The sequence below is a fragment of the uncultured Erythrobacter sp. genome (assembly GCF_947502395.1).
Classification (GTDB): Bacteria; Pseudomonadota; Alphaproteobacteria; order Sphingomonadales; family Sphingomonadaceae; genus Erythrobacter.
This window is the reverse complement of the sequence record NZ_CANMZM010000002.1, coordinates 774,325-791,394: the sequence shown is the minus strand read 5'-3', so window position 1 is coordinate 791,394 and position 17,070 is coordinate 774,325. Positions and strand designations below refer to the sequence as shown.

The following is a 17,070-nucleotide window of genomic DNA, read 5'->3' as shown; positions in this document are numbered from 1 at the left end:
CGGGTTTTGGCTCGCTCGCGGGAACCAACTCGGCTTTGTGGTTATCGATCATCACGGCGAAGTCTATACCGTGCTGAAACAGACCAAGTATCAGAACAAGCGTGATATTTATCTTACGTAAGACCGGGCGATCAACACAATATGAGAATGCGCCCGACATCCGGGCAGGCTTGTTCGCTTGCCTGACGTTCAGATGCGCAAGAGCAAAACGTATACTTATTCAGTCCGGTTGTTAACCAATCTGTGAAAGCACCTGGAAAGGTTATCTGAAACCTTTGGTAACGGTTGTTTGCGACAATGCATGGTGAAAAGAAAAGGAAAACGCCGTGCTTCATCGCATTACTCTGACAATTATTGCGGGTCTTGCCGTGTTACCGCATGCCGCACATGCAGAGGTCTCGTCCTCCCGTGTCACAGCGTCGGTGCCTGAAAGCTGCCGCCTCGATGCCCCGAACCTCAGTCTCAACGAAGGCTCAGAAGCGGCGACCGGCGTCGCTTGGGAAATGTGCAATTCGGGTCGCGGATATCGCATTGCGGCATTAACCCGAGCATTGGATTCAAGTGAGACCATAGTGCTACGCTATGGCAATCTCATTCGCGAGCTGAATGCTGTTGGACAAACCGACTTAGTCAACCGTTCAGGGCCGATTTTTAAGCAGGTGCCGATGTCGCTTAATGCAAAGGACCTTAATCGTCCTCTCGTTTTGAGCGTTTCAATGACGGCAATCTAGATTGCGCTGACCGTGACCAATATCCGATCCTGATATCGGCCTGCGACGCTACGCCGTGCGGGAACCAAGATACCAAGACTATAGATGTCGCCAGACCGCCCGGTCGCTTCAGGACTTGTGTAAGGAGCAATGCCACTTTCTAGAGGCACTTCACGACCTTCCAATTGAAGTTTATATGGAATTTCATCCATTCCCTGTCGGTGCACCAGTTTCCCTTGGTTTTCCGAGCTCAACCCAATGCGGTAACCAGAACTGCTCCAGACCCTAAGCCCGAAGGGTTCGGACCGCGTGGACTGTGCCGCTGACAATCGGCCCAAATTGATACGATTGGCGCGCCCAATTCCAGTCGCTCCGACAAACATAACATCTACGGCCTTAGGCACGTCCAGCACCAGATTGAGAGCTAGCTTATCGAGGACCTCTCCAGCTTGCCCGACCAATGAAAGTTGCAATTGTTCGTTGTGTCTACCAGCGTGAATGCCCCAATTTGCCGGAGCTACGGCTCTAAGATTGATGCTCCTACCCGAGCGATTTCGCGGAATCGCGACGATAATTTGATTTTGCGCATTTGCTACTGTCTCACTGATCGAAGGGACAATCGGTCGACCAAGCGCGAAAATTCGATAGCTGGGAAATGAGGGGGCAGTGTTAAGCCGTGATATGCGTAAGTCCGCTCGGCAAGCTCTGTTCTGATCATCATCAACAGTAGTCAGCCGAATGACCTGCTCGCCGAAAGCCTGCTGCCCCCGGCCGATATCGGGGGCAACCATGGTGATTGTTGCGCTTTCCTGTGTGAAACGCACGTCGCAATCTGTGCCGCTTTGAGCGGAGGCGGCGGCCGGGCTCATAAGAAGCAAAGCGCCAATCAACGCAATTATCCGGTTGAACGTGGTCATTCTTCACTCCTTTCAAGAGTGACCGTGCCGAGACGAAGCAGGCCTTGGTCGGTATCGGGGACGGTTATCGCGAACTCGCGCCCATCGCGCAATGTTATGAGATAAATTTTGTCTGGCGCTAAGCCTAGGATGGAGAAACGTCCCGCCGAATTCGTATAAAATGCTAACGGCTCGAATCCTTCGTCGTCCCGTGATGTGACTTCACCAACAAGCAGAACTCCTGGTTCCTGATCGATCATAAGGGTGCCAACTGCGCTAACGAAGCGGGTGTTGCCGATTAGTATCTTCGTGCCGCCTCCCGTGGCGACACGGACCCGGTCATTGCCGTCGCCAACATCGAACACTGTTCCGTCGGCGTCGATATCATACACAATCTCGCGCGTTTGATAGCCTAAGATGTCGGGCACCACGGCCGCACCAAACGTACCACTGCGTCCAAGATATTCGCCTTCGTTCAGGTTGTTTCCGACAATCGCTTCTCCGCCTATGCCATCGACCGGTTGGACCAGAGCAAAACCGTCCGTGATACTGCGCCCGATACCAAACGCGCCGTCTGCATAGGCAAATGCTGTCGACAGTTGTAACTGGGCACGGCGGTTGTCAGTGACACTGCCGAAGCCGTCGCCCGAAGTTTGGGCCAAGAGGCGCGCGTCGAAACGGTTACCGCGATACTGCAGCGAAGCGTCAGCCAAAGTTGAACCGCTGTTCCGTTCAATTCCGACATCGTAGCCCCACGCACCAACACGGTTTTCAGCTCCTCGATTGGCGCCTACCCGATAGAGCGACCGCCGTGTTTGCGCATCTGCGTTTACGCGGCTGTTTCGATCAAACAGGAAGGTGATACCAACACGTACGCCCCATTCGGTGTCGAACCCATCATTGCGCCCATATTGAACGCCACCAGTCGCCCGCAGGCGGTCGGTAAACTGGTGGACGATATCGGCGAAGGCCGTGGTTTGCCCAGGATTCGTGTCCCGAATGATCTGGCTGATCCCTGCATTCAGAAATGTTGAGGGCGACAGGCTTTGTCCATAGGTCGCGTTGATCGACAATCGCTCCTGTCGAAAGAGGTCCGGCTGACCCGGTAACTCAAAACCGTTGCTCTCATAGTCAAACAAGATTGAGATTTGCCGCGATCCCTGCGGGATGGCTTGCGACCAGCGATAGCCGGTACGCGTTGCGAACCCGATACCGTTGTCCCCATTGGACATGGCCAGTTGGGTTTCAATCACCCCAGGGAAGATCTGTGGGACCAATCGGATCTCAGCTGCTGCAGCCTGGACATCCTCAGAAAGCTGGAATGCGCCACCAAGCAAGAGAGAGGGACTTATGGCGCGGCGATAGAACGCCGAGGCACCCACCTTGCCACCATAGCTGGGCTGGAGGCCAGTGAGATCTGAGACAAACCCCGCGAACGCTCCAAATTCATAGTCACCCACTTCAAGATCGACCGGGTCAAAGAAGTAGTTGAAGTCAGTGGTTGTCGTCCGCCCTGCAGCATCACGGATAACGACCTGTACGTCGTTGGCTCCAAACGCCAAAGGAAGTTGATCAAGGTCGTAGATTCCCTGCTCAACTGGAATGGTGCTGACCAGATTGCCGTTGTTGATGATCTCGATCGTGGAAGGACTGTTGATCCGCAGCCGTCTGCCCCCGAGCTGAAAAACCGGCTCGAACGGGTCGAATATCCGGCGACGACGTTCTACTCCGACCCCGCCAATCAATTGCGTACCGAGCAGCGGAAGCGACATGGTCTGAACCTCACCGGCGCTGATACGCATGTACCGGTTTTCGATATCATAGATGCCGCGCACGAAGCGTCGGTAAGGGCCGTATTCCCCATCATCCAGCGACGTAAGCCCGCCTTCATATTGAAGCGCAAAGTCACCGATGCGTGTTGCTCCGAAAGCGATAATATCGGGGTCCGGCGTTGACGTTCCGAACCCGTCATTATCGACATATTCGAAGTTTCCTGCGACATTCAGAAAGGTTGAGAACCCGCTTGGTTGGATCGTCGGCTCACGATCTTCGAGCCTGCGATTGCGCGATTCGAGATCGACGACCGGCAAAAGGTTAGTGTCCAAGCGCCCAATCACGACCTCGAGGCGAGACATGTCGAACCGCATTTCAATGCCGAGTTCGCTGAGCGCTCGAGCAGAAATGTAGTCGGTATCGACCAAATCTTCGGAGAGCTTGGCGCGGCCTTCGTCTGAAAGGATCGGGCCAAGTGTACGCAGCAGTGTGAAACGTTCGAAACGCGCGGCACCTGCCGCGTCTATTTCCACCTCGATTTCACCCAGCACATCTTCCTCGCGCAGTAACGGCAAGGAAAGTATCGTGACACTGCGTGGGTCGGACCGGGCGGGCTGTTCAGCAGATAAATTCCCCTGCGCACCCGCCGCGTTGAGCGCCAGGGCCGGGCTAGAGATAAGCGCTGTGAAGAGCAGTAAGGTCAACGATCCCAGAGTCGCCTTCGCAATGCGCGCCGTGCTGCTTGTGCTCCTCTTTGTTTTAGCCCCCGTCACCATTGGGTTACTCGATATCGACGGCAACACTCGCAGCATCGACATCGATGCTGAGGGGGATGAAGAAATTCCGGGCCTTTGATGGTGCAACAACGCCCGCACCCACAATCACACCCATCTGGGCCGTTGTGAATTCGCGTTCAAAGGCTTCGCCGGAGGTGGTGTTGCCCGTAATCCGCCACGCGCGTTGACCAGCAAGCAGCATGCCATTCCCATCGTTAGCGAGCCGAACCCGTATGCCCTTTTCCTCTTCAACTTCGGCACTTTCGATAGTGTCCACACGAGGTAGGGCTTCGGCGCCTTCAGGCTGGACATTTACAAACACGTTGAAGCGAACGGTGACCTGAACCTTTGGGCCACCACCGGCCTCAAGCGGAACAGGCAATTCCGAAAGAGAAACATAATAGACCTTTGCCTGCTCTAGAGCCGGTTCGCCTACATACTGCACCCGAATAACCTGCTCTCCAAGCGGGTCGATCACGGTTTGCGGCGGAAAGATCAGGAAGTCATCTTCTGCGGGCGTGAGTTCGAGTTCACCATCTTCGGAGATCTCGCCGAGGTAAACGCGGACTTCGACAGGGAATTCGCGGTCGGCGGTGTTGGTGAATTGAATGCGCGCCACAGAGCCTCGGCCGAAAGTGTCGAGATCGACAGCCATGCGCGGGACGCGGAGACTGGAGCTGCGCAAGCCAGCATTGCGGCGGCGATCCCAAGGATGAACCGGTTAAACATATGCAAGGCGGTTTCCCTTCGACCCCGAATGTCAGAGAGCGTCTCGCTTCTCGCGAGCCGAGCCCGAATCCGACAGGAGTGCTCTTCAGTTATGACGAGGGGCGAGAAGGTTTCCCGTCTCGCCCCAAATCATTTCAAAATCAAATCACAAAGTGGTGATTTCGATCGTAGCCGTTGCGGTGTAATCATCGGCGGCTACCGGACGAACGCCCGAGTTGTCGCTACCCAGAACATATGCACGGAAACGGATGTTCTTATGGATCGGACCGGTTTCATCGAACGTACGGCTAGGACCACCATCTGAACGCGACTCTGGCGAGCGACGATAGTTGTTCGCACGGAAACGGTAATCGATCTCGTTCACGAAAGGCTGACTACCAACTTCCGTCGTGCCAAGCAGAGCTGCACCCGATGCTGAAGTCAGTGGTGTCGGTGCACTTAGCGTCATACGGTTGGTGAAGTTGCAGCTAACCCAAGCAAGCTGTTCCGCACGCGTTTCAGTGTCGGTCAGCTGAAGAGCATCCAATCCCGGTGTTTCCACGATAGGAAGAGCGCCGAGGTTGAGGACAGTAACGTCTTCAATGCTGCACTCTTTCTCAACAGTGGCATTGACCGTTACCTCGTCACTGTCACTAGGACCTGCAATCGCTGGTGTGCCAATAAGCGCCGCTGCGCCAAATGCTACAATAAGCTTTTTCATTCGTTAATCTCCAAGGCCTTAGTCAGTAAGTTGGTACGCAGCACAAAGCTTGAGCGCCGCAAAGACTAGGCGGCGTGGACAAATTGATTGACGTTGCGTTGTCTGGTTGATTCAAGGCTGCCTTTTGGAGGCAGGCTTGAGCCGAGGTGATCTCACAGAAGCAGAATGGCGTGTTTTGAGGGACTTGTTGCCGATTGAGGCGGCAAACAGGGGGCGTGGCAGACGTCCTGAACAGAACCGGGCCATCATCAATGGCATACTCTGGCGGCTTCGCTGCGGCACACCGTGGCGCGACGTTCCGCCCAAGTATGGCAACTGGAACACGATCTACCGACGGTTCAGGCGATGGAGCAAAGCCGGGGTCTGGGGGGCAGTGTCCGTCACACTGGCTGAGATCATGGCGGATAGCGGCCACTACAGCATCGATAGCACCACGGTTCGCGCCCATGTCTCGGCAGCGGGCGGAAAAGGGGGACTCGTCGAAGAGCTCTTGGCCGCTCGCGGGGCGGGTTCACCAGTAAGCTTCACTGTCTGGCTGACAGGCGAGGACGACCACTCGCCTTCCACTTGACAGTCGGCGAAGCGGCAGATTGCAAGGCGTATGACACGCTGATTACCCTGCCAGAGCGGGCACCGCAGGCGTTCCTGGCTGATAAGGGATACGATGCCGATGCCATCCGTGCCGATCTTGCAAACCGGAACATCGAAGCCGTCATTCCGGGAAGGTCAAACCGCAAACTAAAAATCCAGCACGACCGGACGCTCTACAAGGAGCGCAACCAGATCGAGCGATTCTTTGGTCGTCTGAAAATCAACCGCGCTATCGCAACCCGATACGACCAACTCGCCGAAAGCTTCCTCTCCATGGTGCATATCGCTTCAGCCAGATACTGGCTCAAACTTGTCCACGTCGCCTAGAGACCAGAAGGCAACGCTGCGATCGGAGTCTAGTGCGTCCAGACAAGCGTGGGCAGGCGGCTTTCAGACGTTGGATAAGGCGCGCGATATGCCGCCATTTCTGCGTCCGTCAGCGTCCGCGCCACATAGAACTGTGGGAACACGGTTTCGACAAAGAAGTTGTTGCCGAACACCATCTCTTCGCCAGCCGGCGAACGAAAGGTCGAGAAGAGCTCACCCATTTGAGGCCCCATCGCCTCAAGCGACGGAACGGTATTCCGGGCGCGACGATCGCTTCCATGTAGGCGAGGCGCTCGACGCGCGCCGGACTGAGGCGGGTGTAGCGCATGTCAAAAGCGCTGCCCCAGTCGTGGATCACGAAAGTTGCAGGCGACAAGTCGAGTTCCGCGAGCAAAGCGTCGAGATAACGTGCGTGCTCTGCGAATGTGTAGCCAATGGCAGGCTTGCCGCTGTCCCCCATACCGATGAGGTCTGGCGGAATTGCGCGGCGTCGCGCTGCAATTACGTGCGGGATGACATTGCGCCACAAATAGGAAGAGGTCGGATTGCCGTGCAGGTGCAGGCCACGCCAACGCCCCTGCACGTAAAGACCTTAACCGCAGTTTTGTACTGCGCGGTGGTGTCACGTGTGCCTCTTGCGGAAACTGTCTCACTGCAAGTTGGCCGAGGGGCAACACCAAAAGCTATCCGTACTACCTATATCAGAACAAAATTATCAACGGCATGGGAGACAAGTGCAAACACTACGGCAGACCAATTCCTCGCGTCAAAATCGAAGACGATTTTGCAACGCTGCTTAGAAACCTCCAACCGAGCCGTGACCTGATCAAAGCAACCGTCGCCATCGCACGCGTCTATTGGGAGCAGAAGAAAGGTCAGGCGAAAGCAAATAGCGAGGCGATCAAAAACGAAATTGGGCGCATCGACGCAAAATTGACCAGATGGTCGATAAGATCGTCGAGATAAGCAACTCGCAAGCAACCAATGCGCTCGAACCCAAGATTGCCAGCCTTGAAGAGCAGAAGCTGGTTCTGGCTGAACAGGCATCAAAAGCGACGCTACCGCAGCCGAGCTTCAAAGAGTCTCGAGAACTCCCACTCAGATTCTTCGCAAACCCTTATAACATATGCAGTTCTCGTATCTTTGAATTGCGCCGTTTGGTACTGAAATTGGTGTTTTCACAGCCGCCAAAGTATGACCGCGGAACAGGTTATAGAATTCCTGAAACGTCCTGTACTTACAGGGTTTTTGGCCCGAAATCGGGTCAATTTTTTGCCAGTTTTGGGAAATGGTGCTGCTGGAGAGAATTGAACTCTCGGCCTCACCCTTACCAAGGGTGCGCTCTACCACTGAGCTACAGCAGCTAACCGAGGCGCGCCTATCGTCAGAGCCGCCCGGAATGTCAAGCGGTGTGTGCGGCGTTTCTTTACACCCATGCAGCTTCCCTCTTGAGCAAAACGCGCTCTAGCGGCAGAGCCCTAACCATGAGTGAAGACAAAGACACTGAAATGTCGCGCGAAGAGCGGCTAGCGGCAAAATTACGCGAGAATTTGCGCCGGAGGAAGGCGCAAAGCCGCGAAATGCGCGATTCGGACGAAAGTGACCTTCCCAAATCGGGCAAGTCAAGCTAACCCGCGCTTCTTTCTTAAGGGGCCAGAACCACCCGCTAACTCGGAGCGAAGATGCCTAAACTCATTCTAGTCCGCCACGGTCAGAGCCAGTGGAATCTCGAGAACCGTTTTACCGGTTGGTGGGATGTCGACCTTACCGAAAAAGGCGTTGCCGAGGCCAAGGCTGCGGGCACGCTGATGAAGGAAAAGGGCGTATTGCCCACGGCCTGCTTCACCAGCTTTCAAACCCGCGCGATCAAGACACTTAATCTGGCATTGGAAGAGGCGGGCCGCCTGTGGCTTCCCGTCACCAAGGATTGGCGTTTGAATGAGCGGCATTATGGCGGCCTGACCGGGCTCAATAAGCAAGAGACGCGCGACAAGCATGGCGATGAACAGGTCCACATCTGGCGCCGCAGTTTCGACACACCGCCTCCGGCGATGGAACCGGGCAGCGAATACGATCCGGGTGCAGACCCGCGCTATGAAGGGATCGATGTTCCCAACACCGAAAGCCTGAAGCTCACGATCGAGCGGGTGCTTCCCTATTGGGAGAGCGATATTCTCCCAGTGCTCGCTAGCGGTGAAACGGTAATCATCTCTGCGCACGGCAATTCGCTGCGCGCACTGGTGAAGCACCTCTCGCAGATCTCCGATGAAGACATCACGGGTCTCGAAATCCCGACCGGTCAGCCGATTGTCTATGATTTTGATGACGATATGGTCCCGGGCGAGCGCTATTATCTGAAGGACTCATAATGGCAGGCAAGGTGGCAATCGTCATGGGAAGCCAGTCCGACTGGCCGACCATGAAGCTCGCAAGCGAAGTGTTGGAAGAGCTCGAAGTTGAGCATGAGGCACGGATTGTCTCTGCTCACCGCACCCCTGACCGGATGAGCGCATTTGCCAAAGGTGCAGAAGGCGAAGGTTTCGAGGTGATTATCGCAGGCGCAGGCGGAGCGGCGCATTTGCCTGGAATGATCGCGGCGATGACGCATCTCCCCGTTCTGGGCGTGCCAGTGCAGTCAAAGGCGCTTTCGGGAATGGATAGCCTCCTGTCGATTGTTCAGATGCCGGCAGGTGTACCGGTCGGGACGCTGGCCATCGGCGATGCAGGTGCAAAGAACGCTGGTCTAATGGCCGCCGCGATCCTTGCTTTGAGTGACGAAGAACTGTCCGAGCGGCTTCAAGATTGGCGCGCAGCACGGACCGGAGATGTGGCTGAGGCCCCTCAGGGCTAAGACACGCTTGTAGAAGCCATGCCCTTTCCATATTGAACGGGGCGAAACAGACATCAGCTCTCCACCGACTAGGGTGAGCAAACGGGACAGGACACATTGGCTCTCAAACCGGGATCAACCATCGGCATTCTTGGCGCAGGCCAACTGGGGCGCATGCTGGCCATGGCGGCTGCCCAATTGGGCTACCGCGTGATTTGCTATTCGCCTCCTGGCGACAGCGTTGCTGCCGATGTGTGTGCCGATTTCTTCGAAAATGGCTGGGGCGACAAGGCCGCTCTCGCGGCATTCGCGACCAAATGCGATGTCGTCACTTGGGAGTTTGAGAACGTACCCGTTTCAGCGATCGAGGCCATTCCACAAGAGCTGGTGGTTCCTGGTGAACGTGCGCTTGAAGTGGCTCAGAACCGCCTCTCCGAAAAAGGCTTTGTCGAACAGCTTGGCGGCCGATGCGCCCCGTACAAGCGCGTTGAAAGCGAAGATGATCTTACGCGTGCTACCGAGACTGTCGGCACTCCGGGTATTCTGAAGACCGCTCGAGATGGCTACGATGGCAAAGGCCAATGGCGCATCGGATCGGCGCATGAAACAGAAGGCGTGCGATTCCCAGGCCGCACCTGCATTTACGAAGGACTCGTCGATTTTGAGACCGAGTTTTCCGTCATCCTGGTCCGAGGTCAGGACGGTATGATCCGTTTCTGGGATTCTGGCACCAACAAACATGAGGGCGGTATGCTTGTCCGCTCTGCCCTTCCCGCAGGACCCCTGGTCGAGCAGCAGGTTGAGGAGGCACGCGAAATTGCCCGGAAAACCGCAAATGCGCTTGGCTATGTCGGTGTGCTGACGCTTGAGTTCTTTGCGACCAAACAGGGGCCCATCTTCAATGAGATGGCTCCCCGGGTTCACAATTCGGGCCACTGGACGATCGAAGGTGCCGCCACAAGCCAGTTTGAAAACCACATTCGCGCAGTTTGCGGCCTGCCTCTTGGGGGGACCGAGACGCGCTTTGCTGAGATCGAAATGCGCAATATTGTCGGCGAAGATGCTCTCACCGCACACCAGATTCTGGCCGAGGAAGGCGAGCCGCACCTCCACCTTTATGGCAAGCGTAAGGCGCGCGAGGGCCGCAAGATGGGTCATGTCACCCGGGTCTCGAACAAGGTCGCCTGAGCCCAATGGACTCTCACGAGATTTTCCTGATCTACGCCCGTGCAGCCAATGGCACGATTGGATTTGAGAATCGGCTGCCATGGCATATCCCGAAGGATTTCAGGCGCTTCAAAGCAATGACTATGGGCATACCCATGATTATGGGTCGAAAGACTTTTGAGAGCCTGCCCGGCCTTCTTCCTGGCCGCCGTCACATCGTACTCACCCGCCATGATGCATGGTCGAGCGAGGGCGCGGAGGTTGTACACGGTGTCGCGGAAGCCTTAAGCATCGCACGCCAAGCCAATGCGACAGGTGAAATCGCGGTGGTCGGCGGCTCTGCAATTTACGATGTTTTCCGCCCTCTCGCCAAACGAGTGGAAGTCACCGAAATCCATGCGGACTATGAAGGCGATGTCTTTATGAAGCCACTTGAAAATGAGTGGGTTGAGGCCGCACGTGAAGATCACGAAGCCGAAGGCGGTGCGCCAGCTTTCTCCTTTGTAACGTACACCCGTGCTGAGCAATCCGCCTGATGCGCTGGCTTGATCACAGAGAACCCGTCACACAGGCGCTGCGCGGTGCCATCATTGCGCTTGGCAATTTTGACGGTTTCCATCGCGGCCACCAAGAGGTCGCTGGCGAAGCGATCAAATGGGGACATGAAGAGGGCCGTCCCTCGATCATCGCGACCTTCGACCCGCATCCGGTGCGGCACTTCAGGCCCGATGTGCCACCCTTTCGCCTGACCACTCTGGAGCAGCGCCAAGAGCTGTATCTCGAAGCGGGTGCCACAGCGATGCTGGTGTTTCACTTCGATGGAGACCTGGCGGGCACAAGCGCCGAAGACTTTATCACCGAAATCCTGATCGAGCGCTTTGGTGCCTTTGGTGTCGTGACCGGGGGAGACTTCTCCTTCGGCAAGGGCGCCAAGGGCAATGTCGAGCTCCTGCGCGATTTTGGCGGGGCGCGTGGCCTCAAGTCGCGCGTAGTCGAAGCGGTCGAGGGAAAGGGCGATGTCGTGTCATCGAGCCGCGTGCGCGAAGCTTTGCGCGCAGGCGACCCGCAATTGGCCGCAGAGTTGCTCACCCGCCCCTTCGCCATCCGCGGTATTGTCGAGCATGGCGATAAGAACGGTCGCAAGCTGGGTTACCCCACTGCGAACCTTGCCATCGACACCTATCTGCGCCCCAAATACGGGGTCTATGCGGTGACGGGCACGATCCTTTCGTCTGGAGAAACGCTCAAAGGCGCGGCCAATATCGGCATCCGCCCTCAGTTTGAGCCGTCCAAAGAGCTGCTCGAACCCTATTTCTTCGACTTCGATGGCGACCTTTATGGTCAAGAGATCGAAGTCGCTTTCCATCACTTCCTGCGCGGTGAAGCCAAGTTCGCGCGGCTAGATGATTTGATGGTCCAGATGGAGAAGGATTGCGCGCGGGCCAAGGAATTGCTCGGGTGAAGCGCCGGCTTCGATGGGCCGGTCTTGGCCTTGCCCTCGCCTTTCTCACCCTCACATTTGTCAATGCAAGTTGGCTCGCGCCCGAGCCCAAGGGTGCGCCCAAGCTGATCGCCCATCGCGGCCTACATCAGCTTTACGACAAGGCCGGGGTCGAGCGAGACACTTGCACCGCCGACCGAATTCACGAGCCCTATCACCGTTATCTTGAGAACACCGTACCCAGCGTTCTGCGCACGCTCAAAATGGGCGCATGGATGGTTGAGGTCGACATCGCTCCCACCAAGGACCGAGAGGTCGTCGTATGGCACGATTGGACCCTTGATTGCCGCACCGAAGGCTCGGGACCTGTTCGCGAGGCAACGCTCGAAGAGCTTAAGGCGCTCGATATCGGTTATGGTTATACCCCCGATGGCGGCCAGAGTTTCCCGTTCCGCAGCGGAGAGTTTGTGGGAGCGATGCCCACTTTTGAGGAGCTAGGAGAAGCCATGCCTCGGCGCGGTCGCTTGATGATCAATTTCAAGTCCAAGGACCCCGACGAAGCAGATCTGATCGCGGAGAAGTTCGCTGCAATCGGCCGTGACCCGGTCCAAGCGGGCGATGCATTTTACGGCCATAGCGGGCCCATCAATCGTATTCGCGAGATCTTCCCCGAGGCGTGGAGTTGGAACACAGACGGTGCCCGCCTATGCTCAAAGGATTATGTGCTGTTTGGATGGAGCGGTTATCTCCCGCAAAGCTGTCGGGGTGAGACCTTGCTTGTCCCGCTCAACTACCAATGGGCGTTCTGGGGTTGGCCCAATCGCCTGATCGCTCGGATGGAGAAATACGGCGGGCAGGTCATCGTGATCGGTCCAATTGGCGAAAACCTTCCGCGCGGCCTCACCCTTCCCGAACAGCTCACCGAAATACCTAACAGTTTCAACGGCTATGTCTGGATCGAGGATGCTTTCACAATCACACCGGCGCTTATTCAGCGCCTTGATGACCGGACCCAGGAAGAAATCGATGCCGGCGAAGTTGCCCTTGATGCGCGAAGAGCGCGTCAATGAGGCTTCCACCGGCGGCTCAGATGTCCTAACGGGCTCGGCCTATGTCTGAAAAGCGCGATTATAAAGACACCGTCTTCCTGCCGAAGACTGCGTTCCCGATGAAAGCCGGTCTTCCGCAGAAGGAGCCGGGCATTGAGGCGCGCTGGCGCGAGATTGATCTGTACGGCAAACTGCGCGAGGCGCGCGCTGGGCGCGAGAAGTTCATCCTCCACGATGGTCCGCCTTACGCCAATGGCGATATGCATATCGGCCATGCGCTGAACCATATCCTCAAGGACATGGTGTGCCGCACGCAGAACCTCATGGGCAAAGACGCGCCCTATGTGCCCGGCTGGGATTGCCACGGGCTTCCGATCGAGTGGAAGGTCGAGGAGCAATATCGCAAGAAGAAGAAGAACAAGGACGAGGTTCCAGCAAAGGAATTCCGCGCCGAATGCCGCGCCTATGCTCAGAAATGGGTCGACACCCAGCGCGAGCAGCTGAAGCGCCTTGGCATCTTGGGTGATTGGGACAACCCATACCTCACTATGGATTTTCAGGCTGAGGCGACAATTGTTGCTGAGCTTTGCAAGTTTGCGGAGAGCGGCAATCTTTACCGCGGATCAAAGCCGATCATGTGGTCGCCGGTTGAGAAGACCGCTCTGGCAGAGGCTGAGGTTGAGTATGAGGACCTGACCGACAGCCCGCAGATCGATGTGGCGTTTGAGATCACCGAGAGCGCGGTGCCGGAGTTGGTCGGTGCGCATGCGGTGATCTGGACGACGACGCCTTGGACGATCCCGGTAAACCAGGCTTTGGCCTATGGGGCGAGGGTGGCATATGAACTTCTCAGCCTAAGTGATGGGAGGCGCTACCTTGTTGCCCACGATCTCGTCGACAATTTTCTCTCACGGTCCGGCCTGACCCTCGTTGACGAACCGGGTATGCCAGAAGGCGGTGATGCGCTACTAAAGTGGAAACTGGATCGGTCTTACATCGGTGCCAAACTAGCCGGAACCAAAGCCCGCCATCCGATCTACAACCTTCTTAAATCCCGTCATTCCGGCGAAGGCCGGAATCCAGAGCGGCAAAGTGTGGCCGAAGAGGCCCTAGACCCCGGCCTGCGCCGGGGTGACGAAGAATGGGAAAAAGCACTCAAATTCTTCGCCAAACCCCGCCCCTTCCTAGAAGGCGACTTTGTCACCACCGATTCAGGCACAGGCCTCGTCCATATGTCGCCCGATCACGGCGAGGACGACTTCGACCTGTGCAAGGCTAACGGCATCAACCCTGTTTTCGCGGTGATGGACGATGGCCGTTATCGCGACGATTGGCTGTGGCTGGGCGCAGATGACACAGACGAAGAGGGCAAAGAACGCCGCCGCTCGGTGATCAACAAGCCGTTCAACGCGCCCGAAGGCCCAATCTGCTCGGACCTCCGCGAAGCAGGTGCGCTGCTCAGCGCTTCCGCCGATTACGCGCACTCCTACCCGCACTCATGGCGCTCCAAAGCCAAGGTGATCTACCGCTGCACGCCGCAATGGTTTGTTCCAATGGACAAAGAGCTGGGCGGCAAAGGTGCGCCTTCCTCGCTGCATTCGGCCAGCCTTGAAGACATCGAGGCAGCAGCTGGTGGCTCACTGGCGCAATCGGGTGAGAGTGATACGCTCAGGACGCGCGCCATGTCTGAAATTGACCGGGTCGAATTTATCCCGCCCAAAGGCGAAAACCGGCTTGGCTCTATGGTCGAAGGACGGCCCGATTGGGTGCTCTCACGCCAACGCGCATGGGGCGTGCCGATCACGCTCTTCGTCCGGCCCGACGGTACTTACCTGCAAGACCCCGAGGTCAACGCGCGCGTCGTTGCAGCGATTGAAGAAGAAGGCGTCGATGCATGGGATGAGGCGCGCAAGGCCGAATTCCTTGGGGACGCCCACAATCCTGATGAGTTCGAGATGGTCAAAGACATCCTCGACGTCTGGTTTGATTCGGGCTGCACCCATGCCTTTGTGCTGGAATCGGATCGCTGGCCGGACCTGCAATGGCCTGCCAACCTCTATCTCGAAGGCTCAGACCAACACCGCGGTTGGTTTCAATCCTCACTTTTGCAAAGTTGCTCAACGCGGGGCCGCGCGCCTTACGATCAGGTTCTCACCCACGGCTTCACCATGGATGCCAAGGGCAAGAAAATGTCGAAATCGCTCGGCAATACCATCGACCCGCTAAAGGTGATGGAGCAGACCGGCGCGGACATTATCCGGCTGTGGGCACTCAGCGTCGATTTCACCGAGGATCACCGCATTGGCGATGAAATCCTCAAGGGCGTGGGCGACCAATATCGCCGCCTTCGCAACACGTTCCGCTATTTGCTGGGCGCGCTTGACGGCTTTGTCGGCGATATGTCGGATGCGGGCGAAATCCCTGAGCTGGAGCTCTATATCCTCTCGCTTTTGAGTGAGTTGGACGGCAAGCTCAGGAAAGCCGCGGAAGAGTACGACTTCAACACCTACACGCGTCTTCTGGTCGACTTCTGCAATGAAGATTTGAGCGCCTTCTTCTTCGATATTCGCAAGGATACGCTTTATTGCGACGGGCCGGATTCAACCATGCGCAACGCCTATCGCACGGTGCTGGACCTCTTGTTCCACGCGCTTGTCCGTTATGCCGCGCCAGTGCTGGTCTTTACCGCCGAGGAAGTGTGGCAGACCCGCTATCCCGAGGATGGCGCACAGGAAGGAAGCGTTCACCTCCTTGAATGGCCGAGCGTTCCGACTGTGCCAGCCGACCGCGCCAAATGGGACGCACTGCGCGCCCTTCGAGAGCGCGTGAACGAGGCTATTGAGCCACTGCGCCGTGAGAAAGTCATCCGTTCCAGCAATGAAGCGACGGTAGTCGTGCCCGCCTCGGCAGTTCCCCGGGGCGTTTCCGACGAACAACTCGCGGAATTGTTCATCACCGGGACAGTGACTCGCGGTCAAAGCGACGAAGTGACCGTCACCAAATCATCCGACAACAAATGCGGCCGTTGCTGGCGCCTGCTGCCCGATGTGGCGGAAGATGGCGATCTGTGTGGTCGCTGCGATGATGCTGTTGCGCAGATGGACGCCGCATGAGTAGTTTTTTCACTCGAAACCGCTTGATCGGTTTGGGCTTTGCCGCGTTCATCGCAGCCACCGACCAATTGGTGAAGTGGTATGTGACCGGGCCCCTGAACCTGCGCAATGTACGCAATATTGAGCTCGTGCCCTTCTTTGACCTCACCTACACCGAGAATCGCGGCATCTCGCTCGGCATGTTAGAGGCGACCAATATGGAGATGCGCTGGCTGCTGGTCGCGATGACCGCGCTGATCGCTCTCGTGGTGCTCGTCTGGATGATGCGCGAGAAGATCCTGGGCGATATCCTTGGCCTCTCGCTCATCCTTGGGGGCGCGATTGGCAACATATATGATCGCTATGTTTTTGGTTATGTGATCGACTATGCCGATCTTCATATCGGCACCTTTCGACCCTTTCTTATATTCAATATCGCCGATGCAGCTATCACCATCGGTGTTGTGATCATCCTTGCGCGCAGCCTCTTCGTGCGCGAAAAGGATGAAGATTCGGGCGCGGATACCGCCCCAGAAAACGCCCCTGCGGAGAATTCATAATGCGTAACGTTAAGACCGCCATTCTTCTTGTGTCCGGCAGCGCGATGCTTGCCGCTTGCGGAGGCGGCGGAATTTTTAATCGCGACCGCCCTGATGAATTTGCAGTGCAGCGTCAGGCACCGCTGGTGATTCCGCCAGATTTCACCCTGACACCGCCAGCCCCCGGCGCACCGCGCCCTGCTGATGGAACGGCGCAACAGCAGGCGCTCGACGCTCTCTTTGGCGGGCCAGCTCCACGCAGCGATATTGAGACCAGTGCGCTTGACCGCGCAGGACCGGCTGCGCCGAGCATTCGCTCGCAGATCGGCGATGAAGCGACCAACACGGTGGCAAAAGGCCGAGTAACGCGCGACATTATCGCAGCGCCAGAAGGCGACGGCCAAAACGCGAGCACTGTGATACCTGGATAGCTTGTTTTCCGCACGCCCA

General features: G+C 56.9%; 17 protein-coding genes, 1 tRNA gene and 1 pseudogene. 12 read left to right on the top strand and 7 right to left on the bottom strand.

Annotated elements, in window-relative coordinates:
• Positions 1-326 precede the first annotated feature (326 nt).
• Positions 327-731 carry a hypothetical protein gene (locus Q0778_RS10140; RefSeq protein ID WP_298335822.1) on the top strand — a complete coding sequence of 135 codons (405 nt, stop codon included), beginning with the start codon at positions 327-329 and terminating at the stop codon, positions 729-731.
• Here the strand turns inward: Q0778_RS10140 and Q0778_RS10135 are convergent.
• From Q0778_RS10135 to Q0778_RS10120, 4 genes are all read right to left on the bottom strand, one after another.
• Complete coding sequence (locus Q0778_RS10135) at positions 728-1,627, bottom strand: hypothetical protein (protein WP_298335820.1); 900 nt, start codon at positions 1,625-1,627, stop codon at positions 728-730. The two genes, Q0778_RS10140 and Q0778_RS10135, sit on opposite strands and share 4 nt — an antisense overlap.
• The gene (locus Q0778_RS10130) at positions 1,624-4,083 is read right to left on the bottom strand and encodes a hypothetical protein (protein ID WP_298306220.1); all 2,460 of its coding nucleotides are present in this window, start codon (positions 4,081-4,083) and stop codon (positions 1,624-1,626) included. Before Q0778_RS10130 ends, Q0778_RS10135 begins: the two co-directional genes overlap by 4 nt.
• 76 nt (positions 4,084-4,159) lie before the next feature.
• Positions 4,160-4,810 carry a fimbria/pilus periplasmic chaperone gene (locus Q0778_RS10125; RefSeq protein WP_298335818.1) on the bottom strand — a complete coding sequence of 217 codons (651 nt, stop codon included), beginning with the start codon at positions 4,808-4,810 and terminating at the stop codon, positions 4,160-4,162.
• A gap of 219 nt (positions 4,811-5,029) precedes the next feature.
• Positions 5,030-5,584: a hypothetical protein gene (locus Q0778_RS10120; protein WP_298306226.1), complete on the bottom strand. Its 555-nt coding sequence runs from the start codon at positions 5,582-5,584 to the stop codon at positions 5,030-5,032.
• A gap of 136 nt (positions 5,585-5,720) precedes the next feature.
• On the opposite strand from Q0778_RS10120, the gene Q0778_RS10115 reads away from it, so the two are divergent.
• Positions 5,721-6,502, top strand: a protein-coding gene (locus Q0778_RS10115; RefSeq protein WP_298335816.1) for an IS5 family transposase whose coding sequence is annotated in 2 segments (ribosomal slippage) — positions 5,721-6,045 and positions 6,045-6,502 — 783 coding nt in all. Because the reading frame shifts where the segments join, the coding sequence is not laid out codon by codon here.
• Positions 6,503-6,531: 29 nt separating this feature from the next.
• On the opposite strand, the gene Q0778_RS10110 is transcribed toward Q0778_RS10115, so the two are convergent.
• From Q0778_RS10110 to Q0778_RS10105, 3 genes and pseudogenes are all read right to left on the bottom strand, one after another.
• Positions 6,532-6,723, bottom strand: coding sequence for a hypothetical protein (locus Q0778_RS10110; RefSeq protein WP_298306232.1), 192 nt, complete (start codon positions 6,721-6,723; stop codon positions 6,532-6,534).
• Positions 6,724-6,731: 8 nt separating this feature from the next.
• A pseudogene (locus Q0778_RS16360) lies at positions 6,732-7,085 on the bottom strand (alpha/beta fold hydrolase); the annotation flags it as partial.
• 706 nt (positions 7,086-7,791) lie between these two features.
• Positions 7,792-7,866, bottom strand: a tRNA-Thr gene (locus Q0778_RS10105).
• A 120-nt stretch (positions 7,867-7,986) separates the two neighbouring features.
• On the opposite strand from Q0778_RS10105, the gene Q0778_RS10100 reads away from it, so the two are divergent.
• From Q0778_RS10100 to Q0778_RS10055, 10 genes are all read left to right on the top strand, one after another.
• Positions 7,987-8,133, top strand: coding sequence for a hypothetical protein (locus Q0778_RS10100; RefSeq protein WP_298306239.1), 147 nt, complete (start codon positions 7,987-7,989; stop codon positions 8,131-8,133).
• A 51-nt stretch (positions 8,134-8,184) separates the two neighbouring features.
• Positions 8,185-8,871, top strand: a complete 687-nt coding sequence (gene gpmA, locus Q0778_RS10095; protein WP_298306242.1) for a 2,3-diphosphoglycerate-dependent phosphoglycerate mutase — start codon at positions 8,185-8,187, stop codon at positions 8,869-8,871.
• Positions 8,871-9,353, top strand: a complete 483-nt coding sequence (gene purE / locus Q0778_RS10090; RefSeq protein WP_298335814.1) for a 5-(carboxyamino)imidazole ribonucleotide mutase — start codon at positions 8,871-8,873, stop codon at positions 9,351-9,353. Before gpmA ends, purE begins: the two co-directional genes overlap by 1 nt.
• 96 nt (positions 9,354-9,449) lie before the next feature.
• On the top strand, positions 9,450-10,520 hold the full coding sequence (locus Q0778_RS10085) for a 5-(carboxyamino)imidazole ribonucleotide synthase (RefSeq protein ID WP_298335812.1): 1,071 nt from the start codon (positions 9,450-9,452) through the stop codon (positions 10,518-10,520).
• Positions 10,521-10,525: 5 nt separating this feature from the next.
• Positions 10,526-11,035 carry a dihydrofolate reductase gene (locus tag Q0778_RS10080; protein ID WP_298306252.1) on the top strand — a complete coding sequence of 170 codons (510 nt, stop codon included), beginning with the start codon at positions 10,526-10,528 and terminating at the stop codon, positions 11,033-11,035.
• A complete protein-coding gene (locus tag Q0778_RS10075) occupies positions 11,035-11,961 on the top strand; it encodes a bifunctional riboflavin kinase/FAD synthetase (protein WP_298335810.1) in 927 nt (308 codons plus the stop codon). Before Q0778_RS10080 ends, Q0778_RS10075 begins: the two co-directional genes overlap by 1 nt.
• Positions 11,958-13,010: a glycerophosphodiester phosphodiesterase family protein gene (locus Q0778_RS10070; protein ID WP_298335808.1), complete on the top strand. Its 1,053-nt coding sequence runs from the start codon at positions 11,958-11,960 to the stop codon at positions 13,008-13,010. The genes Q0778_RS10075 and Q0778_RS10070 overlap by 4 nt, the downstream gene beginning before the upstream one ends.
• A gap of 41 nt (positions 13,011-13,051) precedes the next feature.
• On the top strand, positions 13,052-16,102 hold the full coding sequence (ileS, locus tag Q0778_RS10065; protein WP_298335806.1) for an isoleucine--tRNA ligase: 3,051 nt from the start codon (positions 13,052-13,054) through the stop codon (positions 16,100-16,102).
• Positions 16,099-16,641 (top strand): signal peptidase II, encoded by a 543-nt coding sequence (lspA, locus tag Q0778_RS10060; protein ID WP_298306261.1) that lies wholly within the window; start codon positions 16,099-16,101, stop codon positions 16,639-16,641. The genes ileS and lspA overlap by 4 nt, the downstream gene beginning before the upstream one ends.
• Positions 16,641-17,051 (top strand): DUF3035 domain-containing protein, encoded by a 411-nt coding sequence (locus Q0778_RS10055; RefSeq protein WP_298306264.1) that lies wholly within the window; start codon positions 16,641-16,643, stop codon positions 17,049-17,051. The genes lspA and Q0778_RS10055 overlap by 1 nt, the downstream gene beginning before the upstream one ends.
• Positions 17,052-17,070: the final 19 nt, after the last annotated feature.